Annotated in this window: 21 protein-coding genes; 7 read left to right on the forward strand and 14 right to left on the reverse strand. The window is 63.5% G+C overall.

Going from position 1 to position 20,764, the window contains the following annotated elements; translation table 11 throughout:
* Nucleotides 1-279: 279 nt before the first annotated feature.
* A complete protein-coding gene (locus AYK61_RS18405) occupies nt 280-498 on the reverse strand; it encodes a hypothetical protein (RefSeq protein ID WP_121871876.1) in 219 nt (72 codons plus the stop codon).
* Nucleotides 499-1,170: 672 nt separating this feature from the next.
* Here AYK61_RS18405 and bla point away from each other — a divergent pair.
* Complete coding sequence (gene bla, locus AYK61_RS18415) at nt 1,171-2,100, forward strand: class A beta-lactamase (RefSeq protein WP_237668963.1); 930 nt, start codon at nt 1,171-1,173, stop codon at nt 2,098-2,100.
* Nucleotides 2,101-2,118: 18 nt separating this feature from the next.
* Here bla and AYK61_RS18420 read toward each other — a convergent pair whose 3' ends face one another.
* From AYK61_RS18420 to AYK61_RS18445, 6 genes are all read right to left on the reverse strand, one after another.
* Nucleotides 2,119-2,571: a MarR family winged helix-turn-helix transcriptional regulator gene (locus AYK61_RS18420; RefSeq protein WP_121871878.1), complete on the reverse strand. Its 453-nt coding sequence runs from the start codon at nt 2,569-2,571 to the stop codon at nt 2,119-2,121.
* 78 nt (nt 2,572-2,649) lie between these two features.
* Nucleotides 2,650-3,462, reverse strand: a complete 813-nt coding sequence (locus tag AYK61_RS18425) for a CoA ester lyase (protein ID WP_121871879.1) — start codon at nt 3,460-3,462, stop codon at nt 2,650-2,652.
* Nucleotides 3,459-3,944, reverse strand: a complete 486-nt coding sequence (locus AYK61_RS18430; protein ID WP_374700527.1) for a MaoC family dehydratase — start codon at nt 3,942-3,944, stop codon at nt 3,459-3,461. Before AYK61_RS18430 ends, AYK61_RS18425 begins: the two co-directional genes overlap by 4 nt.
* Nucleotides 3,941-5,107 carry an acyl-CoA dehydrogenase family protein gene (locus AYK61_RS18435; RefSeq protein ID WP_121871880.1) on the reverse strand — a complete coding sequence of 389 codons (1,167 nt, stop codon included), beginning with the start codon at nt 5,105-5,107 and terminating at the stop codon, nt 3,941-3,943. Before AYK61_RS18435 ends, AYK61_RS18430 begins: the two co-directional genes overlap by 4 nt.
* Nucleotides 5,104-7,095, reverse strand: a complete 1,992-nt coding sequence (locus tag AYK61_RS18440; RefSeq protein ID WP_121872883.1) for an acetyl/propionyl/methylcrotonyl-CoA carboxylase subunit alpha — start codon at nt 7,093-7,095, stop codon at nt 5,104-5,106. The genes AYK61_RS18435 and AYK61_RS18440 overlap by 4 nt, the downstream gene beginning before the upstream one ends.
* A 5-nt stretch (nt 7,096-7,100) precedes the next feature.
* Nucleotides 7,101-8,678 (reverse strand): carboxyl transferase domain-containing protein, encoded by a 1,578-nt coding sequence (locus AYK61_RS18445; protein WP_121871881.1) that lies wholly within the window; start codon nt 8,676-8,678, stop codon nt 7,101-7,103.
* Nucleotides 8,679-8,792: 114 nt separating this feature from the next.
* Here AYK61_RS18445 and AYK61_RS18450 point away from each other — a divergent pair, with 114 nt between their 5' ends.
* The 5 genes from AYK61_RS18450 (at nt 8,793) to AYK61_RS18470 (ending at nt 12,834) form a co-directional block, all read left to right on the forward strand.
* Entirely contained in the window at nt 8,793-9,398 is a 606-nt protein-coding gene (locus tag AYK61_RS18450) for a TetR/AcrR family transcriptional regulator (protein WP_121871882.1), read from the forward strand.
* Between the two features lie 196 nt (nt 9,399-9,594).
* Entirely contained in the window at nt 9,595-10,230 is a 636-nt protein-coding gene (locus tag AYK61_RS18455) for an FMN-dependent NADH-azoreductase (RefSeq protein WP_121871883.1), read from the forward strand.
* Nucleotides 10,227-10,928: an AAA family ATPase gene (locus AYK61_RS18460; RefSeq protein ID WP_121871884.1), complete on the forward strand. Its 702-nt coding sequence runs from the start codon at nt 10,227-10,229 to the stop codon at nt 10,926-10,928. The genes AYK61_RS18455 and AYK61_RS18460 overlap by 4 nt, the downstream gene beginning before the upstream one ends.
* A gap of 30 nt (nt 10,929-10,958) precedes the next feature.
* Nucleotides 10,959-11,954, forward strand: coding sequence for an NADPH:quinone reductase (locus tag AYK61_RS18465; RefSeq protein ID WP_128644798.1), 996 nt, complete (start codon nt 10,959-10,961; stop codon nt 11,952-11,954).
* A 13-nt stretch (nt 11,955-11,967) separates the two neighbouring features.
* Complete coding sequence (locus AYK61_RS18470) at nt 11,968-12,834, forward strand: helix-turn-helix transcriptional regulator (protein WP_121871886.1); 867 nt, start codon at nt 11,968-11,970, stop codon at nt 12,832-12,834.
* 26 nt (nt 12,835-12,860) lie between these two features.
* Here AYK61_RS18470 and AYK61_RS18475 read toward each other — a convergent pair whose 3' ends face one another.
* The 7 genes from AYK61_RS18475 to AYK61_RS18505 all read right to left on the reverse strand — a co-directional run bounded on the left by AYK61_RS18475 (nt 12,861) and on the right by AYK61_RS18505 (nt 19,196).
* Nucleotides 12,861-13,274, reverse strand: a complete 414-nt coding sequence (locus AYK61_RS18475) for a helix-turn-helix domain-containing protein (protein WP_121871887.1) — start codon at nt 13,272-13,274, stop codon at nt 12,861-12,863.
* Nucleotides 13,275-13,301: 27 nt separating this feature from the next.
* The gene (locus AYK61_RS18480) at nt 13,302-14,249 is read right to left on the reverse strand and encodes a TIGR03560 family F420-dependent LLM class oxidoreductase (protein WP_183130351.1); all 948 of its coding nucleotides are present in this window, start codon (nt 14,247-14,249) and stop codon (nt 13,302-13,304) included.
* Nucleotides 14,250-14,253: 4 nt separating this feature from the next.
* On the reverse strand, nt 14,254-14,496 hold the full coding sequence (locus AYK61_RS18485) for an acyl carrier protein (protein WP_121871889.1): 243 nt from the start codon (nt 14,494-14,496) through the stop codon (nt 14,254-14,256).
* Nucleotides 14,493-15,611 carry a beta-ketoacyl-ACP synthase 3 gene (locus AYK61_RS18490; protein ID WP_121871890.1) on the reverse strand — a complete coding sequence of 373 codons (1,119 nt, stop codon included), beginning with the start codon at nt 15,609-15,611 and terminating at the stop codon, nt 14,493-14,495. The genes AYK61_RS18485 and AYK61_RS18490 overlap by 4 nt, the downstream gene beginning before the upstream one ends.
* Entirely contained in the window at nt 15,532-16,521 is a 990-nt protein-coding gene (locus AYK61_RS18495; protein WP_121871891.1) for an AvrD family protein, read from the reverse strand. Before AYK61_RS18495 ends, AYK61_RS18490 begins: the two co-directional genes overlap by 80 nt.
* A 176-nt stretch (nt 16,522-16,697) precedes the next feature.
* Nucleotides 16,698-17,903: an MFS transporter gene (locus AYK61_RS18500; RefSeq protein WP_183130352.1), complete on the reverse strand. Its 1,206-nt coding sequence runs from the start codon at nt 17,901-17,903 to the stop codon at nt 16,698-16,700.
* Nucleotides 17,904-18,143: 240 nt separating this feature from the next.
* The gene (locus AYK61_RS18505; protein WP_121871893.1) at nt 18,144-19,196 is read right to left on the reverse strand and encodes a DUF3068 domain-containing protein; all 1,053 of its coding nucleotides are present in this window, start codon (nt 19,194-19,196) and stop codon (nt 18,144-18,146) included.
* 185 nt (nt 19,197-19,381) lie between these two features.
* Between AYK61_RS18505 and AYK61_RS18510 the strand changes: the two genes are divergently transcribed.
* Nucleotides 19,382-20,743 carry an MFS transporter gene (locus AYK61_RS18510; RefSeq protein WP_121871894.1) on the forward strand — a complete coding sequence of 454 codons (1,362 nt, stop codon included), beginning with the start codon at nt 19,382-19,384 and terminating at the stop codon, nt 20,741-20,743.
* Nucleotides 20,744-20,764 lie beyond the last annotated feature (21 nt).

The following is a 20,764-nucleotide window of genomic DNA, read 5'->3' on the forward strand; positions in this document are numbered from 1 at the left end:
GGACTTCGCCTCGGGGGACAACGCGGTGTTCACCGGAACGGCGGTCACCGAGCGTCAAGTGTTTCACCGTCTACTACGACTTCGATGTCCGCGAAATATTCCGCGGCGACGTCGGCGCGAAGACGGCATTGCCCTCTTGCAAGTGACAGCGCGGCGTATGGAACCGGCTTCGAGCTGGCCTGTATTGGTTCCGTGCGCGACAGTGGTTCTTGCCCTGGGCGATTGCAGTTCGGGAGACCCGAGAATGGCGTCACGGCCAGGGTCTCCCGAACTGTGCATCTATTGGGCCGCGACCTGCTCGTGCTCATCCACTGTGGGATCTTCGGTCCAAGGATTGGATTCCCACGCAAAGTTCAGGCCGAAGACGACGCCCGCACCGACCAGCACCATCAATGCGGCTCGCCAGAACGGGATGTCTCCGCCGATGCCCCAGATGATTGCCAGTGCGACGATGACTCCGACGACCGGGCTCAATAGCGCGCGTTTGCTGGCGTTCATAGAGTGCCTCCTGATTGTTGTCGTCTGGTCAGCAGTTCTTGATACCTCCGACGATACCGCCGGCGATCCCGCCTGGCAGGGCGCCTGCTGCGCCGGCTTCGATCGTAGAGATACCCCCGGTGAGCGCTCCGGTCCCTATGCCCTCGCCGATCCCGTTCACGCATTCCGTGAAGCCGACCTGATGAAGGAATGGCGTGAGTGGACTGGCGAGAGGGGTTTCGACCGGCGGTGGCGGTGGTGGTGATGTTTCCGCGCTAGCGGTTGCCAGTCCGAGGGTGGCCGCGCCAACCAGGCTCAGGGACGCACCCGCAGCGACCGTCAAAAGTCTGTGCATTGGGAATCTCCTCATCGGTTGATATCGATTGAGTACTTCCGTTACGTAACAGAAGTAACGATAATATGAGCCGAGAGATCGGTGCAGACAGAATTCTATGATTCGGATCACACTCAAACGTTCTGCAGGAAGATCGGTCGACGGAAGGTTGCCGCTTTCGTGTTCGTGCAACCGGCCGCTGCGAGTGGGCGGTGTTTGTGACTGCAGTCGTCTCGCGCCGCGTGATCGGATTTCGCGACCCGGCGGTCGCGCCCGCGAGCAGTTGCGAAGCTAGAAATTGAATGGACGGCCGAGGGTCCGGTGGCTACGTACCGGGGGTTCTGTGATCGGGTGACCACGTGCGTACCTCGACAACCACCCGCCTGATCATCGCGATCGCCGCGGCCACGTTGACTGCAGGCGTTGCCTGTTCCTCGACGACGACCACTGAACCGCCGCGGACAGCCGCGAGCACCTCCCAATCGAGTGCCGAACAGTCCACTGCCGAACAGACGTATCTCGATCTCGAGGCCAGGGATGTGGCCCGACTCGGAGTCAGCGCCGTCGACCTCGCCTCCAGTACCACCGAAAGTCATCGCGGCGACGAACGTTTCGCGTTCTGCTCGACGTTCAAGGTGTATGCCGTCGGTGCCGTACTCGCGGCCGTCGATGCAGGAACGCTGCAGCTCACCGACACCAGAACGATCACCGCGGAGGACAAGGTGCCCGAGTCCGCCGTCGACTGGGAGCCGGGATCCATCGTCACCATCGCAGATCTGGCGTCGGCCGCATTGACCAAGAGCGACAACACGTCCGGCAATCTGTTGATTCGTGAGGTTGGTGGAACGGCAGCGCTCACCGAGTTCGCACGTTCTCTCGGTGACACCGAGTTCCGGCTCGATCGCACCGAACCAGAACTGAACACGGCCATTCCCGGGGATCCGCGCGACACCACGACGCCGAATTCGATGGCTGCCGGCTACCGAACCCTGCTCGACGGCGACGTACTGACTACCCGATCGAGGGATCGACTGCTGGGGTGGATGGCCGATACACAGACCTCCGACGCCCGGTTCCGCGCCGGTGTTCCCGATCGGTGGACGTCGGCCGACAAGACCGGCACGGGCAGCTTCGGGGTCTCCAACGATGCAGGTCTACTGCTCGGACCGGACGGGCAGAAGATCCTGCTGATCGTACTCAGCACGACGACCTCCGGCGTCGAAGATTCATCGGCCATGAATGCACTCGTCGCCGATGCGACTCGGACGGTCGTCGACCGGATCGAGTGAGCCGAGGCGCAGAGACTCTCAGCCCTCGGCGCGTCGAACGGCGTCGACGAGCGGGATCAGATCCGGCTCGGCCGACGCGTCGTCGAGGGCCTCGCGCAGCGCCGCGTCATTGGTCGGTCGCGCCGCTTCGAGCAAAGCAAGTCCTTCTTCGCTGACGTCGGTGTAGATGCCGCGTCGATCGGTCGGGCACAGGTACCGGGTGAGCAATCCGCGGTCTTCGAGCCGGGTGACCAGACGCGTCGTTGCACTCTGGCTCAGCACGATGGCGTCGGCCACCTGCTTCATCTGCAGGTGCCCGCCCACTCCGTCGTGCTGCCTGCCCAGGACGTCGAGCAGCCAGTACTCGCGGGCACTGAGGTTGTGGTTGGCCTGGAGCGCGCGTTCGATGCGACCTTCGATACGGCCGTGCAGTACTGACAGCGCCAACCAGTTCTGCGCCAGCGCTGTGAGGGCGGGGTCGTGTGCGCTCATTGCCGTGCCTCTCGGTACCTGTACTCGTGACCACCCACCATACCGCGCCGACAATTAACGGCGCGTGCAAGTACTCGGCTAGGAGAGGGAACTGCGTGCGACGATGCGTCGAGCATGCGCCAGCACCGGGGCATCGACCATCTGTCCACGGAAGGTGAAGACGCCGCGATTGTGCGAGACGGCGTCGAGCACGGCCGTGGCCCAGTCGATTTCCTCGGCTGTGGGCGCATAGGACTGGCGAATGACGGGGATGTGGCTCGGATGGATAGCGACCTTGCCATCGAATCCGATCGCCACGGCGTCGTCGGCTTCGGTGCGCACCCCGTCGAGATCGGGGATGTCGAGATAGACCGAGTCCAACGCGAACAGCCCGCGTGCCTTGGCTGCGAGCAGCGTCTGCGATCGAACCTGTTGCGCCACAGCGCGGTACTCGCCGTTGGCATGCCTGCTCGAATTGCCGCCCATGGCAGCGACCAGATCCTCGGCACCCCACATGGCACCGATCGCGTTGTCGGCGGCGAGAGAGTCGAACACCGTCATCGCGCCCAGTGGGGATTCGATCAGCGCGACGACGTTCAACGGAGCCAGAGCCGCGATCTGTTCGGCCGATTCACATTTGGGCAGCATGACGGTCGTGTACTCGGTCTGTTTCAACGCCTCGAGGTCCGCGGCCTGATCGTCGGTACCGTGCGCGTTGACACGAACGATGGTGCGCGCCGGATCCAGCGGGGTCGCAATCACGGACTCACGAGCACCCGCTTTGTCCGCAGCGCCGACGGCATCCTCGAGATCGAGAATGACCACATCTGCTCGGGCTGCGGCCTTGTCGTAGCGCTCAGGGCGGTCTGCCGGGCAGAACAGCCACGCCGGCCCCGGCGGTACCCAGTTCACGACGCGTTGTCCTCGGGTCGCATTCGGACGAGTGTTTTGCGAACGGCGATCGCGACGACGTCCCCGTGTTGGTTTCGGCCGGTGTGCGTGAATGTCACGATGCCCTCGCCGGGGCGGGATTTCGATTCGCGCTTGTCCGAGATCACGGTCTCGGCGTACAGGGTGTCGCCGTGGAACAGTGGCTTGGGGAACGACACCTCCGAGAAGCCGAGGTTCGCCACGATGGTGCCCTGGGTCAACTGCGTCACCGACAGTCCGACGAGCGTGGAGACGGTGAACATCGAGTTCACCAGTCGTTGCCCGAACGGTGTCGTCTCGCTGTAGGCCGCGTCGAGGTGCAGGGCCTGAGTGTTCATCGTCTGGGTGGTGAACAGTGTGTTGTCGGCCTCGGTGATGGTGCGGCCGGGTCGGTGCTCGTAGACGGTGCCGAGTTCCATCTCCTCGAACCACAGCCCGCGCTGTCGAATCCGCTTGTCGCTCACAGCCCGAGGCTCCGGGCGATCAGCATCAGCTGAACTTCGGTGGTGCCCTCGCCGATCTCGAGGATCTTGCTGTCGCGGTAGTGACGGGCGACGACGTACTCGTTCATGAAACCGTAGCCGCCGTGGATCTGCGTGGCGTCGCGCGCATTGTCCATCGCGGCCTCGGACGCGACGAGCTTCGCGATGGAGGCTGCCTTCTTGAAGGGCTTGCCCGCCAACATCAATGCGGCAGCGTCGTAGTAGGCAGTCCGAGCAGTGTGTGCGCGGGCTTCCATTCGGGCGATCTTGAACGAGATCGCTTGATTGCGGGCGATCGGGGCACCGAAGGCTTCACGCTCTTTGGCGTACTTGACGCTCTCGTCGACGCAGCCCTGCGCGGCACCGACCGACACAGCGGCGATCGCGATGCGGCCCTCGTCGAGGATGTGCAGGAAGTTCGCGTACCCGCGGCCTTCCTCTCCGAGCAGATTCTCCTGGGGTACGCGCACATCGGTGAAGCTGAGCGGATGCGTGTCGGACGCGTTCCAGCCGACCTTGTTGTACGCCGCTTCTGCGACGAAGCCGGGGGTGTCGGTGGGTACCAGGATCGAGGAGATCTGCTTGCGTCCGGTGGCCTCGTCGACGCCTGTCACTGCGGTGACGGTGACGAGTTCGGTGATATCGGTGCCGGAGTTGGTGATGAATTGCTTGCTGCCGTTGATGATCCAGTCACCGCCGTCGCGTTTGGCGGTGGTCTTGGTGCCGCCCGCGTCGCTACCGGCACCGGGCTCGGTCAGACCGAACGCGGCCAAGGCCTTGCCCGCCGTCAGCTTGGGTAGCCACTGCTGCTTCTGCGCATCGTTGCCGAAGCGGTACACCGGCATGGCACCGAGCGAGACTCCGGCTTCGAGGGTCATGGCGACGCTCTGATCGACCTTGCCGAGCTCCTCGAGCGCCAGGCACAGCGCGAAGTAGTCGCCGCCCATGCCGCCGAACTCCTCGGGAAACGGCAGGCCGAACAGGCCCATCTCCGCCATGCCGGCGACTACCTCGTACGGAAAGGAATGCTCGGCATCGTGTTTCGCCGAGACCGGTGCGACGACCGTGCGGGTGAAGTCGGCAACGGATTTGACCAGTTGCTGGTACTCGTCGGGCAGATTCGACGATGACAGGTGATCGGTCATGGCTGGTCCTCTTCGTTGGGTGTGGGAACGATTCGGGCGAGGATCTGATCGACGCGGACCTGATCGCCCACTGCGACAGTCAGTTCGACGGTGCCGTCGATCGGGGTGGTCAGGGTGTGTTCCATCTTCATCGCCTCGACGACGACGATGGCCGTGCCTGCGGTGACGTCGCTGCCGGTGGTGCCGATCGCGATGATCGAACCCGGCATCGGCGAGAGGATCTCGGCGTCACCGGAGTGCGCATCGTCCTCGCGGACGCTCGCCTCGGCAATCCGATCGATTCGCCAGGTGCCGCGAGAGCTGGAAACCCAGGTGGCCGAGCCGCTTCGGGCGACGGCCATCGACTCGCGGAGACCGTCGATCACCAGATTCACGCAATCCTCGGTGGCCGTTGCCCGGAGGGTGCGCGGCGATCCGTCGTCGACGACGACCGTTGCCGCAGTCGCGGTACCGGTGATGGCCACATGCGCCGTCCGACCTCCGGACGCCAGGCGACGGTGGAACGACGCTTTCGCTCCGACTCGCCACCCCGATGGTGCCGCCCAGATGTCCTGTCCCGCGGCCTGCCACGCGTCGAGCCACTGCACTGCCGTAGCGGCGATCAGAGCCTCGTCGGTTGCCTCGGTGGGGGAGAAATGTTCGACGCGACGATCGAGCAGGCCGGTGTCGAGATTCCCGGCGCGAACGTCGTTGTCGGCGAGCAGGAACCGTGCGAACTCGATGTTGGTGACTACCCCGAGCACTGCGGTGTCGGCCAGTGCACGATCGAGGCTGCGCAGTGCGGTCGCGCGATCGGGCCCGTGCGCGATGACCTTCGAGAGCATGGGGTCGTAGTTGCTGCCCACCTCCGTTCCGACGGCAAGACCGGAGTCGACGCGGATCCCCGGCGCAGATGGCTCGCGCAATCCGACGACGGCACCGCCGGTGGGGAGAAATCCGCGGCCGGGATCCTCGGCGTAGACGCGGGCCTCGATCGCATGTCCGGTGAGCGTGATGTCGTCCTGCGCGAGGGTCAGGGGCTCGCCCGATGCCACCCGCACCTGCCATTCGACGAGGTCGAGGCCGGTGACCATCTCGGTGACCGGGTGCTCGACCTGAAGACGAGTGTTCATCTCCATGAAGAAGAACTCGTCGGGGCGCTCGGCCGAGACGATGAATTCGACTGTGCCGGCACCGGAGTAGTCGACACTGCGAGCGGTGTTGCAGGCGGCCTCGCCGATGCGTGCCCGGGTTGCTTCGTCGAGCAAGGGCGACGGTGCTTCTTCGACCACCTTCTGGTGCCTGCGCTGCAGGCTGCACTCGCGTTCACCGAGGTGGATCACATTGCCGTGTCCGTCGGCGAGGATCTGGACTTCGATATGCCTGGGACGCAGCACGAATCGCTCGAGGAAGAGGGTGTCGTCGCCGAACGACGACGCCGCTTCCCGGCGTGCGCTGGTCAATGCGGCAGGTAGATCCTCGGCGCGTTCGACCAGACGCATACCCTTGCCGCCGCCACCGGCGGAGGGTTTGACCAGCACCGGGAATCCGACGTCCGGCGCGCCGGCGATGAGGTCGGCGTCGGTGAGGCCGGGGCGAGAGATTCCTGGGACGACGGGCACGCCGAATGCGCTGATGGCGGCCTTCGCGGCGATCTTGTCGCCCATCACTTCGATGGCTTTCGCCGGTGGCCCCAGAAATGCGATTCCGGCTTCGGCACAGGCGGAAGCGAACTCGGAGTTCTCGGAGAGGAATCCGTACCCGGGATGAATGCCCTGCGCCCCTGTGGCCTTCGCAGCCGCGATCACCTTGGCGATGTCGAGGTAGCTCTCGCGAGCATTGGCGGGACCGAGGCGTACCGCGGTGTCGGCCTCGTGGACGTGGCGGGCGTCGGCATCGGCGTCACTGTAGACGGCAACGGTGCGAATCCCCATGCGGCGCAGCGTTCGTGCCACCCGCACGGCGATCTCGCCGCGGTTGGCGATCAGAACGGTGTCTATCGTGGTCATGTCGGTCACATCCTGAAAACGCCGTAGGAGACCGGCTCGAGCGGCGCATTGGCGCACGCCGCGAGGGCCAGTCCGAGGACCTGCCTGGTATCGGCCGGGTCGATGATGCCGTCGTCCCACAGGCGGGCCGTCGAATAGTAGGGGTTGCCCTGGCTTTCGTACTGCTCACGGATCGGAGCCTTGAACGATTCCTGGTCCTCATCGCACCACGGCTGACCTGCAGCGTCGAGTTGTTCGCTGCGCACCGTCGCGAGCACCGACGCCGCCTGCTCGCCGCCCATCACCGAGATTCGCGCGTTGGGCCACATGAACAAGAAACGTGGTGAATACGCTCTGCCACACATCGAGTAGTTGCCCGCGCCGTAGGAGCCGCCGATGACGACGGTGATCTTGGGGACACGGGCACACGCCACCGCGGTGACCATCTTCGCTCCGTGTTTGGCGATGCCGCCTGCCTCGTAGTCGCGGCCGACCATGAAGCCGGAGATGTTCTGCAGGAAGACGAGCGGGATACTGCGCTTGTCGCACAATTCGATGAAATGTGCGCCCTTCATGGCAGATTCGGCGAACAGCACACCGTTGTTGGCGATGATTCCGACGGGATGACCGTGAAGGTGGGCGAATCCGGTGACGAGAGTCTTGCCGTATTCGGCTTTGAACTCGTCGAATTCGCCGCCGTCGACCACCCGGGTGATCACCTCACGCACGTCGTACGGGGTGCGGGGGTCGGTGGGGACGACGTCGTAGAGCTCGGTCTGGTCGACGACCGGATCACGCGTCGTGACGACGTCCCACGGGCGTGGAGTGCGGGGCCCTAGCGTCGACACGATTCGGCGGACCCGGTGTAGTGCGTCTCGATCGTCCTCGGCGAGATGGTCGGTGACGCCGGAGATCTTGGAATGCAGATCACCACCGCCGAGTTCTTCTGCGGTGACGACCTCGCCGGTCGCGGCCTTCACCAGTGGCGGGCCGCCGAGGAAGATGGTGCCCTGGTTCTTGACGATGATGGCCTCGTCGCTCATCGCCGGCACGTAGGCGCCGCCTGCAGTGCACGAACCCATGACCGCGGCGATCTGCGCAATTCCTTTGGCGCTCATGGTCGCCTGATTGAAGAAGATACGGCCGAAGTGGTCGCGGTCGGGGAACACCTCGTCCTGACGCGGGAGGAATGCGCCGCCCGAGTCGACGAGGTAGATGCACGGCAGGGTGTTCTGCAGGGCGATCTCCTGCGCGCGCAGATGCTTCTTGACCGTCATCGGGTAGTACGTGCCGCCCTTGACGGTGGCGTCGTTGGCGATGATGACGCATTCGCGACCGGAGACGCGGCCGATGCCGGCGATCACTCCCGCGCCGGGGCACTCGTCGTCGTAGAGACCGTTGGCAGCCAGTGGCGCGATCTCCAGGAACGGGCTGCCGGGATCGAGTAGCTCGTCGACGCGGTCGCGGGGGAGGAGTTTGCCTCGCGCGATGTGGCGTTCCCGGGATTTTTCGCTACCGCCGAGCGCCGCCGCGGCGAGCCGCTCGGCCAGCTCACTGGTGAGAAGCTCGTGATCTGCCCGGTTGGCAGCAATATCGATTGCCATGAGGTGCACGCCTTAGGGGTTGGACGCCGGTGTCACAGGAGTTCAGTTAATGGTTGATAACTGACATCATAGTAAACTACGATTAACTGAGAGTCCAGGGTCGAGGGGGAGCCAGTGCAGGAGTTGGAGGCAAAGCCGACGACGGTGCGTGAGCAGCGCAAGGCCGAGCGTCGACAGCAGTTGCTCGATGCCGCAGCATCGCTGTTCGCCGAACGCGGATTCACCTCGGTGCGACTCGAGGATCTGGGCGCGGCAGTCGGTGTCAGCGGACCGGCCGTCTACCGTCACTTCCCGAACAAGGAAGCCGTGCTCGTCGAGCTGATGGTCGGGATCTCGGAGTATCTGCTCGACGGTGGCCGGGCGGTGGTCGATCGTGGTAGGGCTGCCGTGGATACGTTGTCTGCGTTGGTCGAGTTCCACCTCGACTTTGCCTTCGACACACCGGCATTCATCAGAATCCAGGATCGCGACCTACAGAGTCTTCCGGAGGGCGCTCGACGCAAGGTGCGCCGAATGCAGCGTGAGTACGTGGAACTCTGGGTCGGGGTGCTCTGCGCCGTCGGCCCGGAACTGAACGAGGCCGACGCTCGAACTGCGGCACACGCGGTCTTCGGCCTCATCAACTCCACGCCCAACAGTGCGGGGCGTACTCCGTCGAAGAATGCTCGTCCCGTGTTGCGCGCAATGGCGCTCAGGGCATTGGGGGTTGCTGCGCCGTAGCTTCGGATCCGCTCAGTTCGGTTGCGGAGCAGCGGAGTTGGAGTCGGGGCATCAGCGTCGGAGTAGAGGGCTACGGGCAGCTCACCTGTAAGTGAGTTGCACACTCACCTCAAAGTGCGTTCTTGTGCGTTCGTCTCCATGTCGGTTCCAATTGGTCTGCGCATCAGTGCAGACTCCTCGACGAAAGTGGGTTCCGATGACGAAGGTCCTGGAAATAGTTGCGTCACCCCGTGGTGCCGACTCCTTCTCCGCGCAGATAACTGCGACGTACGTGGCCGAGTTGGCTGCCTCCGGTGCCGAGGTCGTCACCTGGAATCTGTTCGAGATGAACCTGCCCGAGTTCGGCACGGTCGCCGCCAACGCGAAGATGGCGGTGTTCAGCGGCGCAGAGCAGACCGCCGAGCAGCAGAAACTGTGGGGTGAGTGCAAGGAGTTGTTCGAGACCTTTGCCGAGTTCGATGTGTATGCGATCGCGTTGCCGCTGTGGAACGCAGGTGTGCCGTACAAGTTCAAGCAATTCGTCGACATCGTGACGCAGCCGGGATGGTCGTTCGGCTTCGACCCCGAGGCCGGCTACAGCGGATTGCTGGCCGACAAGCGAGCCTTCGTGTCTCTGACCAGTGGGGTGTTCCACCCCGGGGTGAGCGCAGCATTCGGCTCCGACTTCGCCCAGCCGTTCGTCGATGACTGGCTCCGGTTCATCGGAATCCAGGACATCACCTACGAACGCTTCTCGCCGACGGTGATGACCGCCGATGCCCAGGCGGATCTTGTGGGGCACATCGAGGGGGCCCGCGGAGCAGCCACCTCGATCACAGGCGTACTCGCATGAACCTGGGGATTTCCGGAACTTACTCCAGTGGTAAGACCATCACCTCCATGGTCCTGTCGCACTACACCGGAATTCCCCGGACGCGGGCCAAGACGATGCGGGAGATCCTCCCGGATGCGGCACCGGGTAAGACCCTCGAAGAATGCACCTCGTCCCAGTTGATCCAGATGATCGTCGTCCGGCACTCGGACCGGTGTGCGCACGAACGTCTTCTCGACGGCAACTTCGTCTCCGACGGTTCGTCACTTCAGGAATGGATCTACGGTGCCGTTCGTGTGAAAGTGGGAATCAATCCCAACGAGTCGGCGTCGCTCGAATCGGACGCCTCGGTCGACAAGACCCCGGAATTGGCATACTTCGAGGATGTCATGAGCGAGTTGGGCAAAGCTTTCAAGCGGCACGTCCGCGAGACATTCACCGCGTTCGTTCATCTGCCGAATGAGCTGCCGTTGTCCGAGGACGGGCACCGCCCGGTCAACGCCACGTTTCGTGACTCGTCCGACAGGCTTCTCATGCAGGTCATGGGGGAGATCGACATGCCCTACACCGTGATCGGCGGCAGTTTGGGCGAGCGGGCAGAGCGGATCGCGCAGCACTTCCGACTTCCCGTGGTGATGTCGGTCGAGGAAGCCATCGCGGCCGCGGAGCGGGAGTACGGGGCGATGGACGTGCGTAGCGAGACACAGCGGTCGGCGTGAGAATCCGACTGACCGAGAAGCGGAGTGACGATGCCAGCTCTGATGCAGGTTGCAGCGTACCGAGAGCTCGGAGATGCTCGGGACGTATTGACAGTGCGGCAGATCGAAGCACCCGACCCAGGCCCCGGCGAGGTTCGTATCAGGGTCCGAATGTCTGGAATCAATCCGTCCGATTGGCGTGCGCGCCGGACGGGCCGGCCCTGGGCGGGCGCGGAGTGGTCGATACCGCACTCGGACGGTTCGGGAACGATCGACGCTGTGGGAGAGGGCGTTTCCGAGTCCAGGCTCGGTGAGCGAGTGTGGATATGGAACGGTGCATGGAACCGTTCGCACGGCACAGCGTCGCAGTTCTTGTGTCTACCCCAGCGTCAGGCAGTCCTGATTCCCGACCATGTTTCCGACGAGTTCGCCGCCGGAATCGGAATTCCCTACATGACTGCGTGGCACTGTCTGCACGTCGACGGTCCGCTGTCGGGAAGGACCGTCCTCGTGACCGGTGGAGCAGGGGCAGTCGGCAACGCTGCCATTCAGCTCGCCAAGTACGAGGGGGCTTTCGTCGTCACCACGGTGTCGTCCCCGGAAAAGGCGCGGATCGCGCAGAACGCCGGAGCGGACGTAGTGATCGACTACCGCAATGCTGCCGATCTTGCGGCGGAAATCACCGCAGCAAGCCCATATGGTGGCGTCGACTTGGTCGTCGAGGTTGCGTTGGGTGCAAATATCGATTGCACGGCTAGGGTACTCAATCCCCGAGGGACGGTCGTTGCGTATGCACCGGAACCGGAACCTCCATGTCTGCCGACGCAGCGTCTGCTGTTCCTGCAAGCCTCGGTCCGATTCATGCTCGTGTACACGATCTCGGAACCCGAGCAGGACGCCGCGGTCACCGGAATAGTCGACGCGTTGTCCGACTGTTCGCTCGAACAGCTCCCGACCACGGTGTTCGGTATGACCGACATCGTCGCGGCACACGAGGCTGTCGAGGCCGGGACGATAGGCAAGGTCCTTGTCGACCCGTGGAAGTAGCTACGACGTGGTCATGGATCCCGAAGCCGAGGGAGCGAATTATCGGAGGTCCGAACTCGCCCGGTTCTTGCGGGCGTGCCGTGAACGGACTTCACCGGTCGACGCAGGGCTGCTCGACTGCATGCCACCGAGACGTCGGATTCGGGGATTACGCCGCCAAGAGGTAGCCGAACTCGCAGGAGTCGGCATGTCCTGGTACACGTGGCTGGAGCAGGGCCGAGACATCACTCTCACCATCGAAGTCGCCCGTTCGCTGGTGCAGGCCTTCGGGCTTTCCTCGGACGAGGCGACGTATCTGTACTCGCTGGGGGGGTTGACCGAATCGCCCGTCGATGGCTTGCAACGCGACCACGCAGTCGATCTCCCGTCGGACAAGGCACGTGCATCGGACCGGTGCGGGTCCTCCCCGAGTGAGTTGTTCGATGTGCGATTGGTCGTTGATGGACTCGACAGGCTGTATCCCGCATACGCGATCAACCGCTATTGGGAGGTGGTTGCAGCGAACGCCCACGCTCAGCGGGAATTGGGCGTGCGTGTCGGTACCAACTGCATGGTTCGGTTCTTCACCGAGGCCGGACGCCAATCCTGGTATGGACGAACAGATCTGGCGGGACGAGTCCTGGTGGGCCGCTACCGGCAACAGGTTGCGAGGTATCCGTACGATTCACGTCTCCAGGACACCGTGACGGCGCTGATGAATGTTCCCGAGTTCCGCACTCTGTGGGAACGACATGAAGTCATCGCGTCACTACCGGGCACGATCAGCTATCGCGCTGGTGGAAGTGCTGCGCCCCGCGAGTATCGAACGATAGGCCTGACTCCCACGACCGAATCGGCACTGAGCGTGGTCCTCAATGTGCCTGTCGACGACCCGTCGTGAAACGCGAAAAACCAAGATGGAACGCGTCAGTTTCGGGAGTCGGCTTCTTCGGCCTCGGCTCGAATTCTGTTGTCGAGCACCCGATCGATGTTCTCCTCCGTCCACTCCTTGAAACGGGTGACGATAGTGAGTACCTCGCGCCCCATCGGCTCGAGTGAATACTCGACGCGAGGGGGAATCCCTGGCATCGCGTGACGCGACATGAATCCGTCGCGTCGCAGCGTGCGGAGGGTCTGCGCCATCATTTTGTGACTGATTCCCGGGAGCTGTCTACGAATATCCGAGTAGCGCACCGCGGGCTCCGTATCGAGGATCAGTAGAGTGCGGATCACCCACTTGCTGGACAGAACTTCGAACAATTCACGGGCCGCGCAATAGCCCGGTGCCTCGGGTGCGATCGACTGACGCGAAGTAGCCGTTGCGGGATTCGGGTCGTGCATCGTGCCTCCTTCGTATGGTGTCGGTGACTAGCGTGCTGCTCGTAGAGCATGTGCGACGTCGGAAATTCGGCCGGGTACGTGACCTGCTGTCACCATGTTGACGATCAGACCGCCTACTCCCTTGTCGACTATTCGCCCCAGTAGCTGATCAGCCACGGTAGCCGCAGTTCCGACGAAATGTCGGCCCACGGCTGCTGCGGCGACACCGCCGCGGCGAGCCATGAATGCCTCGTGAACCACCTGTGCCTCCCGGTCCGAATCTGCGGTGAACAAGTAGGCGGTGTACGACGTGAGCAGAGTGGCGGGGTCGCGGTCGACCTCCGCGCAGCGGGCTTCCGCGGCAGACACCTTCCGAGTGATCACTGCAGCGTCACAGAGAATGTTGAGATGATCGGCGTACCGCGCTGCCAGTCCGAACGTGCGCAGCTCCCCGCCGCCACCCACCAATACCGGGATGTCCGATCGCAACGGAGGGTTCATGATGGGTCGATCGCATCGGAACCAGCGACCGGAGAAAACGCCGGGATCACCGGAAATCAATGCACGCAGAATCTGTAGTGTCTCGGAGAGCTTTTCGTATCTGTCCGACAACCGCCCGAGGTCGAAGCCAAAGTCTCGATGTTCTCTCTCGAACCAGCCGGTGCCCAAGCCGAATCCGCCGCGTCCACCGCTGATGGCATCGATAGTCGCGGTGGACTTGGCCAGCAGCGTCGGATTTCGGTAGGTGACACTGGACACCAGCGGTGACAGCCCGATGTTCGACGTCGTCGCTGCCAGTGCCGATAGTAGGGTCTGAGACTCGAACATCGTCCCGTCGATGGGACCGATGAGCGGCAAGGGGTAGAAGTGGTCCATCACGTAGAGGCAGTCGAAGCCCGCAGATTCTGCTTCGTGGGCTTGGGCAACGACGAGCCCGAACGTGTCCTGGGGTGATGTGCCGTACTCGAAATCCGGAATCTGATAGCCGAGAAACACGGGACTAGGTAGAGGGAGAGACGGCGGAGATGAGTGCGGCGAGATCGCCGAATGTATTGCAGTCGTAAAGGTCCGGCTCGGAAAGCGGGATGCCGAACTCCTTCTCGAGTGCTGAACCGAGTTCGAGCACAGCAAGGGAATCGAATCCGATGTCCTCGAATCGTTGGTCCATGGCAATGATGAAGTCATCGTCGGGAAATGTACGGTCTACGAGTGCTTGTAGGGCGTTCACATCCAGTGCAGTCATGTCATAGCTCCGTTCGACAGATTGGTGGGGCACAGGTCCGATGTGTAGACGGGGGTGACGTCAGGCCAGTCCAGAGTGGCAGCGGCCCAGGTGGTTCCGGCACCGTAGGCGGTGAGCAGGGTCTTGCTCGAAGTGGCGATGCTCTTGCCTCTGGCCGCCATGGCGAGGGGAATCGACGCCGCAGAGGTATTGCCCACTTCGTCGAGATGAACAACGGCCTTGTGTGCAGGAATGCCAAGTTCGTTGGCGACGCCGCGGAGGATTCTTGCATTGGCCTGGTGGCCGATCAGTGTGTCCACCTGACCTACCGTCCATCCGGGCACCTCGAGAGCTCGAAGTGAGATGTCGGCCATTGCGCGAATTGCACGTGTGAACACCCGACGCCCGTCCATTCGAAAGTACGGGGAAAGCGCCTCGTCAGGGTGCGCTGCTGAGTATGCACCTCCGCCTGGAACCGAAATGAGTTGACTATCGGTGCCTTCCGAGGCAAGTTCGACACCGTGAACCTGTCCGGAAAGGGCATCCGGGTCGTATCGGAGCAGAACCGCCCCGGCTCCGTCTCCGAAGATCACTGCGGTGGATCTGTCTCGCTTGTCCAACAGCGTGCTGAACGACTCTGCGGCAACGACGAGTGCCGAGTCGTATTTGCCCTCGCCGAGCATCGATCCGGCGACGGAGAGCGCATACAGGAATCCCGAACACACCGCCGATACATCGAAGGCGGGGCGCGATGTGAGTCCGAGGTTGGATGCTACCACTGGAGCTGTTGCAGGACAACGGAAGTCCGGTGTCGTGGTGGCACAGACTACGATGTCCGGCTCGAATTCCCTTCGGGCCGAATCGAGTGCATTCGCAGCAGCGGCAGTTGCCATGTCGCTGGTGGTCACACCAGGGCCGACGAAGTGTCGACTTCTGATTCCCGTTCTCTGGGTGATCCATTCGTCCGAGGTATCGAGATCGGTGCAGAGTTGGTGATTGTGAACGGGGGCTCCGGGTACGAAACCGCCGATCCCTACGATCCGAACCCCACGGAATTCAACCACGGTCCTGGCTCCGACCGATCCGGTGTGCAACGGAGCAGACCAGCGATGTTCCTGGGCGGCTGTAGCGCACATCGGCAGTACGCCAAACGCTTCCACCCTTCTCGACCACGGCTGCCTTGTCCAGTGCTGTAGACGATCGGGGGCCGAGAGTCCGAGCGGCGGGACCGTCCGCTTGAATGCGCAACCGGCGCATCCACAGAGTATTGCTCGTCGACCGCTCGAGATCGTCCAGGTCGTACAGAAGTATCTGTCCGACCTGGAGTGCCTCGCAGAATGCGTCGATCAAATTGACGCTGGCGGAGTCGCCGGCGTCGATTCCGGCCACCGATCCGCTGTTCGTCCCGGTATCGAAAACAGTGACCAACCGTGAGAAGGCCTGCTGGGCAGGGAAATCGACGTCCACATCCCGAACGGATGTGTTGTGGTGGCGAAACGCTTCTCGGTACAGATGGGGACGAACGGGAGTGATCGAGGGCAGGTCGACGGCGGCTTCTGTGTCGGAGATCGAGGTGGGAGCGACTTCGTGCGACACCACTATCTCCGCCTTGAACTCGCCGATGTCGATCCGGGCTTTGGTGCTGCCCTCCGTGTACTCCAGAACGGTGCCGGAAACGGAGAGGCTCATGGAGTTTCCCTCGGCCGGCTTGACCGGTGCACGAACCGTCAGTTGCTCGACCCAGCAGCGGGTTTCGCGTCCGGTTCTGAGCTGGACGAGGTACTCGCCGATCAGAGCGGCAGTGACGATGACATCGATCGTGCTGGCGTGCGGCAGCTGTTCGGTAGTTCCTTTCGTGGACCAGTCTGCCGGCATCGTCAAGTTCAGTCGGCCGGTGAAGGACCCCGACCGCACCTTGTCGATGGTGATGTCCTGTCGCACTCTCTTGTATCCACTGCCGAAGAACCGGCCTTCGGCGGGCCCGAGAGCGTCCTCGACCGTCGCTAGGCGGGTGATCGTATTTCCCAGTGCTGCCTGATGTTTCATTACTCCCCCTGGGTCGGACAGCGAGAACTCGAATGCAGAGATGCTTGCGGAAGTCGATGCTTCCGCAGTCTCCCGTCGGTGTCCACGCAAATCGGACAAACCCACTACCGGAGCAGCGCCGATAACAGGCTAGTGACGTCCGGCACGCCGGTCATGTCGCGCTGGGTTAAAGGCGCTCAGGTAGCGGTGTCCTTGGTCCCCGCGGTCTTGGCTCGTTCACGAACAGAGTAGAAACCCGAAGCCGAACCCATTACCAGGATCAACAAACACGCCATCGCAACCGCCTGCGATCCTCCGCTGCCGAGAGCAGCCGCAAGCGGAGCGCCGAGAGAGGCACCCCCGAATACTGCGACGGTGTAGAGGGTGGTCGCGGCACCGACGTTGCCCTCCGACCATCGGACGATTTCGCCCACCACCGTCGGCGCGGCGATGCACAGTCCGCCGGTGAACACGACCATCGCACATGCCACTGCCACGATCGAGGTGCTGGCGGCGCAGACGGCCACTGCTGCGCACATCGAACAGAGCGGCCACAACAGTCGTGGCCGTATCGGCACGGTCGTGATTCTCGTGATCAGGAAACCGGCGACGACCACCGCAGGCAGAGTGATTGCTCGCAGGATCAGCAATCCCTGCTCGTCCCAATCTCCGCTGAGTTGAAAGCCTGCATAGAGCGCCACCAGGCTCGACAAGAATGTACTGGCGGTGACCAAGAGTGCGGCTATCGGTGCGCGACGCACGAGGGCCCCGAGGGCCCCGTAAGTCTGCCGCAACGGAATTCCGGTGTGCTTGCCGGCTCGACTGTCTGGAGACAAGCCGAACTTGATGCCGGCTGCGGCAACTGCGATTGCTCCACCCCCGGCGAGAAATACCGTACGGATACCTCCGGCCTGCACCAGCACTTGCGCTGCCACCTGTGCGACGACCGCCGCCCCCATTCCGGCTCCGATTGCCGCGGCGTTCAATGCCGGAACGTTCTTGGGAGAAGACGTGCGTGAGATGTAGGCCAGTGTCGCCGGAGTGAACGCAGCTGCCGCCAGTCCTTGCAGCGCCCTTGCTGCAAGAAATATCGACATCGACGACGCAAACGCCGTCGCCAACGTCACTGCGGCGGTGACACCCGCGCTCATCACCATGGTGCGATGAGCGCCGAGTCGGTCGGTGAGCGGACCGATCAGCACAATTCCCAGGGCATAGGCCAGCGAGAACACTGTGGTCGCCAACGCCGCCGTCCCCTGCCCCGCTCCGGTCAGCGAGTCGAGCTGAATGTTCAGCGGCAGGGCGATGTACAGCTGCCCCACGATCGGCAACGTTCCGGCGGCGCACAGCGCGCCGACGGCGAATGGAGGTGGTGCAGGTGTGGAAGGCTGCGGGGCGCTCACCGGCCGCACGCTAGCAATTAGCTGAACACCCGGCAATTCGGGGCCGTTGGTGTCTTTGGAGTTCTCGACGAAACCGTCTATGGCACAGCGGTAGTGGTGCGGTGACCCCAGGTCGCTCCACTCACATTGCGTCGCCGGATCAGCGGATTGTGCTGATGGTTGCTCGCATGAGCACCTGTAGCGCGGACCCGAGGCCCTGACACCACCCAGCGGCGCCCCTGTCGACCGGTTGCTCCAGTGTCATACCGACGCGCGCTCGGCTTCGTCTGCATGTCGTTGGGTGGGCTCGGGTGAACGCGCGCGGCGGGATCCGATCACTCCGGCGGCAACGGCGCCGACGAGGCAGGCCCCACCGATCGCGTATCCCAGGAGTGGTCCGCGAGAAGTCAACCAGGCCAACTTGTTCGCCGCGTCGCGTGCCGAGGCCACCTGCTCCAACCGACCCGTCTCGTCCAGGGCGAGTGACGCCTTGAAGATCGTGATCTCGGGGATCTTCGGATCTCGCGCGAAGTACTGGTACGGCGTTTCCTGTCCCCACACCAGGCTTCCGCTCGTGGGCTCGACGTAGATGTCGCGAACGTTCGAGTACCACCGCTTCATCGTGATCGGCTCGTCTCCATCGCCCAGTCCCCATTTCGATGCCGGGAGGGTCACCGAGTTGATCGGTGACTGGGTCGTGGTCGAGAGGTCGGCTTCGGTCACGATCGATCGGAAGTGATAGATCGGCAGCCCCTCCATGGTGATCTCCTCGACGAAGTTCGCCTCGAAGCTCGTCCACGCCGTCGCGTCGTAGACCGTGTACGTGATCGGCTGGGTATCGAATGGGAAGCGATGCTGTAACCCTGTGCGGGGCAGAGGAACAGCAGGTGAGTCGACTGTGGTCTGCAGGGATCCGGCGGGCTCGACGGGTAGGCCGGTGCGCCGGTCGCTCGTCACTCGATCCACCGAGGCGGTCAGCAGGCTCGCATCCCCGTCGCGGTCGGCGCGTCGCACCGTGGCTCCGACCTGGAAGGTGACGCGGTCTGCGTCGGAGGGATCCTCCACGGTGATGTACCGCTGGAGAACGAGGGGGACATCTGTCGCGATCGACAGGGGGCCGGGGCCGGTGATCGTCCTCGAGTCGAGGACCTCGCCGCCCGCACCGTCTGCCGTGGTGGCCACCGTGGTTGCGGCGATGTCGAGGGGAGTCACGGCCAGACGGTCGTAGACGAGGGTGGGCAGCAGTAGCGCAACGACGATCGCGAAGGATCCCAGACCTGCGAGCACGCACATCGCGATTCTCACCCGTGACATAAACACCGTCCCAATTCATTTCGTTTTCGGCCATCTCATCCTGCCGTGACGGGAGCACCGAATGTCCGCTTCCGCGTTGTGACCTGTCAGCATGTTCGACGGAAATCACAGAGACATCAACCGATGTTGAGATTTCCTCGAACGGTGCACACTGGGATCGATCGCGCTGAACAGGGGGACGACGCATGGCGACCGGTATCGATCGAGGCACCGTGGTCGATCGTGGCAGTCGTTGGCGAACCATCGGGACCTTGCGCACCGGGCCCGGTTCTGCCGTCCTTCCGTTCGGCTGGGGACCGGCGATCGTGTTGGTCCTCGTGGCCTTCGTGGACCGTATCGAATTCAGCCTCGTGGCTGCGGTTCTTCCTCAGCTGCAGGCCGAATGGGGTTTCGGCGACGCGGTGGCGGGATCGCTGCCCAGTGCATCCGCGATCGCCGCGGGTGTCCTGGCGATACCTGCTGCATACCTCGCCGACCGTCACGATCGCGGCAGAATCGTGACGTGGGTCGTCGTGCTGTGGTCTTTGGCGACGCTGGGTTCTGCGCTTGCGCCCACCTTCTTGATCTTCTATCTCGTGCGGGTCGGTCTGGCCGCCGCGGAGGCAGTGGACAACCCGGCGAGCGCGAGTCTTCTTGCCGACTTCTATCCGCCTGCAACGCGATCCACCGCGTTCGGTTGGTGGCGAACCTCGGCGTACCTGGGCGGCGCAGGCATCGTGCTGGGTGGTGTGCTGGCGGACTGGCTGGGCTGGCGCGGGGCCTTCATGGTCATGACGATCCCGGGACTGCTTGTCGCAGTGCTCGTCTCACGTCTGAAAGAACCCGAACGCGGATACGCAGACAGGTTGGCGGCTCGCGCAGACCTGAGCCTGCAGGCTCGCACACCGTCCGGACCGCTTGCCACCCAGCTCCGGCGACTGTTGCCCGTCCGAACGCTGTGGTTCACCGGTGCGGCTCTGACGGTCATGAGCTTGTCGATCGGTGGCCTGACCTTCTGGCTACCGAGTCTGCTGCAACGCCGGTACGGCCTGTCCGAATCGGCTGCCGCGACGTCTGGCGGAGGAATGACGCTGCTCGGAATCGTCCTCGGCACGCTCGTCGCGGCGATGGCAACCCGTCGCGCCGTGGTCGGCACCAGCCTCGCGCAATGGCGAGTACTGCTGGGCGGTAGCGGAATCCTGGTGGGAAGTGTGTTCATGTCGATTGCGCTCGGCATGGACTCCACGGTGGTGTTCGTCGTCCTGCTCACCGTGTTCGCCTTCTTCTCGGCCTTCGCTCTCCCCACGCTCACCGCCTGCGTCGCCGACGTCGTTCCGGCACGCGATCGGGGTCTTGGATTCGGCATGCTGCAGATCGCCGCGACCGCGGGCGGCGCCGTCGGGCCGCTTCTGGTCGGTGTGGTGTCCGACGCGGCGGATTCACTCACCGTCGGCCTGATTCCGCTCCTTCCGCTGCTGGCCATCGGCGGAGTTTTCGCCCTTCTGGCCTACTGGTCCGTGGAACGCGATTCGCAGCGAGTCCTGGCCGCGGCTGCGCGGGAAGAGTAATTCGTTGTCGTCGGCCACAAT

This window comes from Rhodococcus sp. SBT000017, assembly GCF_003688915.1.
GTDB lineage: Bacteria > Actinomycetota > Actinomycetes > Mycobacteriales > Mycobacteriaceae > Rhodococcoides.